The following is a 4,550-nucleotide window of genomic DNA, read 5'->3' on the forward strand; positions in this document are numbered from 1 at the left end:
TTGCAGTGTTCTCCGTCCGGATACCAAGATCATCGGCCAGGACTTGCGCGGCTACTGCGGACGGTGCGAGTCCGACGACGCTGCCCCGCCCGTGCTCGCTTTCCCATGCGGTGCGCAGGGTACGCATTGCTGTTGTCTTCCCTGCGCCGGCCGGCCCGACGAGGACATCGACCGCTCGTCCGGAGATGGCGATCCGTGCGAGCGCTGCAACCTGGTCATTACCGAGCACCCGGCCATCACGATCCGGGCGGCGCACAATCTTCTCGATGGTTTGGATGGGGACGGTCGGGCTGGTGAGAATGCGGGCACGCTCGAGAAGTCGATCCTCCGCAGCCATCACCTCGACGGAGGAGTACACCGTTGATCCTGTCGGCCGGAATCGGCTGCTCTCATCAGTTCGACGGAATATGGCAGGGCTCGATGCGAGCTCGGGTGGCGTGAGCCGGAAGGATGCGTGTTCTGCGGCATCGACCACCATGCCGACGACGGCTTCACGGTCACGAGTGGTGGCGAACCGATAGTGCATCGTTTGGCGTGCTGCTTCGGCGGTGAGGTTCCACGTTCGCCAGGTCGCCCGCTTCTCACCGACCGCTTCGACCACGCTGTGCCCGAGCGAATCGATCACGTCCAGAGGAATGTCGTCAGCACGCAACAACAGTGGCACGTCATTCGCGGTCACGGTGCGCGCCCATCGGGTCGCGTCTTCACCCAGGAGGTGCGTCGCTCTGTCCCGCCACAACGTCGTGAGATCAGCGAGGGAACGGACCTGCTTCTCGGGACGGGTGGAAAGCGTTGCTTGAGCGCGCAACCGAACAATGGTCGCCGGTGATGGTCTTCGACCATGCGCAGCGACGTGTTCTGCGATCAGTCGATCCGTCTCGACGTCGATATGACGTGCACGAGTGGAGAACTCCGCAACGAGCTTCTCCGCCACCGTAGTGATCGCCCAGGCGGGGTTGCGGTCACGACCCTTCTCCCGCGCCTCCCAAGTGACGCCGAGCGTGCGGGTGAGGTGATCCGCGAACACTGCTTCATGCAACTCCGACAACGCAACCGTCGCACCATGCAGGGGGCGTCCGTCGAGAGAGCGCCACTTGCCATCGTGAACGGTCTGTACCTTGTTGGAGATCACGACGTGGGTGTGCAGATGCGGATCGCCTGCTCGCGAGTCGTAGTGATCGAACGCGGTCGCAATCACGCCGGAGACTTCCGCCTGCGCAACCGCCCCGTTGCGACCCACCGCGCCGACACGGGTTGCTGCAACCTCACGTTCGATGTACGCAACCATCTCCGCAACCGCTGCGTGATGTGCGTCTGCAATCAGAGATTGCGTTCCCGCATCTGCGACCGCCCAGAGCACTGAGGCGGACTTCGGAATCGAGAACGTGAAATCGAACCCCGCAACTGCCTTCCGCACCCCGCGCGCACGTTCCTCAGCCTCGATCGTGGCGACGGCTTCGGCACGCTCAGTTACCGGCAGGTCGGCGTCGAGGTTCGCGATGCGGCGCTCGAGGCGCTCCGTCGCCGTGGGGAACTTGCGGTATGCGCGGCCGAGTGCTGCCTTGGTTACGGGGTCGATGCCTTGGCCGATCAGTCGTTGCAGTTGTTCCTCGGTCACTTCATCACCGATGGCGATCGTTCCGCCGCCGAGCGCCGCGACAGCTGACCCAATCCAGCGACCCGGCGGAGTCCCTTCTTCCGTGTAGTAACGCGTCAGCGGTGTGGAGAGCACACGGTCACCGTCCCCCGTGGCGACAGTGCGCAGGAGGTACTTGTAGCCGTCACCAGCAGACATCACCCTCATCGAAACCGTCACCGCGCACCGCCTTCGTCCTGCTCACTAGGTGAACCTCCGCGCCCACCGGCAGGCCGTCCGAGGGGCGGTTTCAGCGGCGGCGCGAACCTCGTTTGCAAGAGGCGTGGCAACCCGCCTGAGCGAACCGCGACGGGGTACGAGGCGGTGGCTGTCGACGGTGCCGTATGACCTGGGCCGCGTCTGCTGAAGGGCAGCGGGTGGGGTGGCCCGTGCACCTGGTTGGTAACTAACTCGGAGCGGTTGTTCGGCTCCGAGTTTCACCGTTCCAGGAGGTTCACCCGTGGCCGACCAGATTCCTACCACCCCGTCCGCGCCGCTGCGCGTCGGGTCGCTGTTCTGCGGGTACGACGGACTCGACCTCGCTGTCGAGGAAGTGTTCAACGGTGAGACCGTGTGGTTCTCGGAGTTCAGCCACGCACCGGCGTGCGTGTTCGCCCATCACTGGCCGCGTGTGCCGAACCTGGGCGACATCACCACGATCGACTGGAACGAGGTCGAGCCGGTCGATGTGATCTGTGGCGGGTTCCCCTGTCAAGACGTGTCCACGGTTGGCAAGCGCGCGGCCTTCGCCCCGGCATCCGCTCGGACTGTGGGCGCGCGTGGCGCAGGCGATTGACGTGCTGTAACCCGAGTGGGTCGTCGCCGAGAACGTGCCCGGGCTGCTCTCGGCCACCGCGACTCGCCAGCCCCGGAAGGAGACAACGAAGATGGACGCAACCCCATCGGCGCAACCCCAGACCTTGTCCCGAGGGTTCCCAACGCCTTCAATCCGACTACCCAGTGCGTGGCGAAGCAGTCACCGGGGCGGGTGCGAGGTAATGAGAGAAGTGCCAGCCGCTAACCCAGCGTTCGAGCTGCGAGAACGCGTTCGCGCGTGGCTCGGTTGCGGACAGGAAGACGTCGTGGAGCGCGCCGTCGATGCGCACCACCGTGACTGTCGATCCGAGGTGAAGCGCCGATCGCGCGACCTCATCGACATCCAGCACCGTGTCTGCGTATTGGAATCCTTCCCGCCAGGTCGTGGGAACGGCCGAGCGGGCGGAGAGGAGCACCACAACCGGCTCGGTGAGGTGAAGTCCTTGATAGATGCGGGCATGACCCGCGAGGATCGCACGCAGCCAGCCCGCGGTGGGACGAAAGGCACGTTCCGGCCGCCAGACCGGGTTGGCGAGAGCGAGATCATCGGCAGGTCCGACCTGCTGTTGCGCGCGGGCGTAGAAGCCTTCGTCGATTTGTGGGCCGGCGTCTCGTGGGTAGTAGCGGGCGCTGAGGGTGATGAGTGGGCTGAGTGCGGCGCGGCCGGTGCTGGCGAGTTGGAATTCCAACCACGGGCTGTTGAGCACCAGCGCGTCGACTTGGCCGGGGTGGTCGGCTGCCCAGAGGCTCGCAACCAGCCCGCCCGTGGAATGACCGAGCAGGAGGAGCCGTCGCGGGGAGCGTTGGGAGGAGCGGATGATTTCGAGCGCGGCGGAGATCTCTTGGTGGTAGTCAGTAAGGTCTTCGATGTATCCCGGTGTTTGTCCGGGGTGGAGACTGCGCCCGTATTTGCGGAGATCGAGGGCGAAGAACCGGGCGCCACGGTCTGCCCAGAACTCGGCCTGCCCGCGTTGGAAGAAGTAGTCGGACCAGCCATGCAGCGACAGCACGTCCACGTCACCCCACCACGGCAGCGGCCGCGACCGGAACCACCGGTCCGCCCACGCCGCCCAACGGTGCGACCGCTGCGGGGTGTAGCGGACAAGGGTGGCGTCAAGAGGTCCTTCGTCGTCTTCCCCCAGGTCGAGCCGCAGGCTGTCGTAGCCGACACCGAGGACGTCGGGCTTCCAGTCTTCGCTCGTCCGCCCGAATCCGGTGGCCGTGCCGTCGGACCTGCTAATGGGCGGCTCCGAGTTCGATGAGGAGGACGCCGCCGATGATGAGGGCGATGCCAGCGGCCATGATCCAGGTGAAGTTCTCGTTGAAGAAGAGTTTCGCGAGGATCGCGGTCAGGGCAACGCCCGCCGCGGCCCAGATGCCGTAGGCAACACCGAGGGCCATCCCGGCGCCGAGGGTGAGGGCGAGGAAGGTGAACGCGGCGGCGTAGCCGCCGATCACGACGATCAGCCAGCGCTTTCCGCCGTCGATGGTCTTGCGGAGGGAGAGGGTGGCGGCCACTTCGAAGACGATCGCGCCGATGAGGAACAGCCAGGCCATCAGACGGTCTCCTGCTTCTTGTGGGAGGTGTGGGAGCCGAGTTCGACGGCGAGGACGCCGAGGATGATGAGGACGATGCCGCCGATCATCATCAGGGTCAGGGGTTCGCCAAAGATCAGCATGGAGAAGATCGCGGTCAGGGCAACGCCCGATGCGGCCCAGATGCCGTAGCTGACACCGAGCGGCATGCCCAGGCGCAGCACGAAGATGATGAACGTGAACGCACCGGCGTAGCCGATCACGGTGAGGATGTACCAGGCGGGGTGGTCAAGTCCCGCTTTCATGCTGAGCGAACCGGTCACCTCGAAGGCGATCGCGGCGGCGAGAAACAACCATATTTTGACTTTGTTCATGAGTGGAGTGTCCTTTCTGAGTTAGGCGAAGATGTCGGCGACGAAGCGGCCGTGTTCGCGTTCGATGGTGTCCATCCACTGCTCGGCTTCGTCGCGAGTGGTGTCAGTGGCGTCTTGGTAGATGCGGGTCAGGGTGTCGCGGACAGCGGGTGCCATCCGTTCGCCGTCGCCGCAGAGGTACACGGTCC

Annotated in this window: 5 protein-coding genes; 1 reads left to right on the forward strand and 4 read right to left on the reverse strand. The window is 65.1% G+C overall.

Annotated features, from left to right (window positions below; translation table 11 throughout):
* A partial coding sequence (gene mobF, locus KZA10_RS08320; protein WP_256934573.1) for a MobF family relaxase occupies window positions 1-1,804 on the reverse strand: 1,804 nt, incomplete at its 3' end.
* A gap of 292 nt (window positions 1,805-2,096) precedes the next feature.
* On the opposite strand from mobF, the gene KZA10_RS08325 reads away from it, so the two are divergent.
* Window positions 2,097-2,432 (forward strand): DNA cytosine methyltransferase, encoded by a 336-nt coding sequence (locus KZA10_RS08325; RefSeq protein WP_282836741.1) that lies wholly within the window; start codon window positions 2,097-2,099, stop codon window positions 2,430-2,432.
* A 157-nt stretch (window positions 2,433-2,589) separates the two neighbouring features.
* Here the strand turns inward: KZA10_RS08325 and KZA10_RS08330 are convergent, their stop codons facing one another.
* The 3 genes from KZA10_RS08330 to KZA10_RS08340 all read right to left on the reverse strand — a co-directional run bounded on the left by KZA10_RS08330 (window position 2,590) and on the right by KZA10_RS08340 (window position 4,362).
* Entirely contained in the window at window positions 2,590-3,468 is an 879-nt protein-coding gene (locus tag KZA10_RS08330) for an alpha/beta hydrolase (protein ID WP_308289618.1), read from the reverse strand.
* 220 nt (window positions 3,469-3,688) lie between these two features.
* Window positions 3,689-4,009, reverse strand: a complete 321-nt coding sequence (locus KZA10_RS08335) for a multidrug efflux SMR transporter (RefSeq protein WP_218682628.1) — start codon at window positions 4,007-4,009, stop codon at window positions 3,689-3,691.
* Complete coding sequence (locus KZA10_RS08340; RefSeq protein ID WP_218682629.1) at window positions 4,009-4,362, reverse strand: multidrug efflux SMR transporter; 354 nt, start codon at window positions 4,360-4,362, stop codon at window positions 4,009-4,011. The genes KZA10_RS08335 and KZA10_RS08340 overlap by 1 nt, the downstream gene beginning before the upstream one ends.
* Window positions 4,363-4,550: the final 188 nt, after the last annotated feature.

Source organism: Microbacterium sp. BF1 (assembly GCF_019279095.1).
Classification (GTDB): domain Bacteria; phylum Actinomycetota; class Actinomycetes; order Actinomycetales; family Microbacteriaceae; genus Microbacterium; species Microbacterium maritypicum.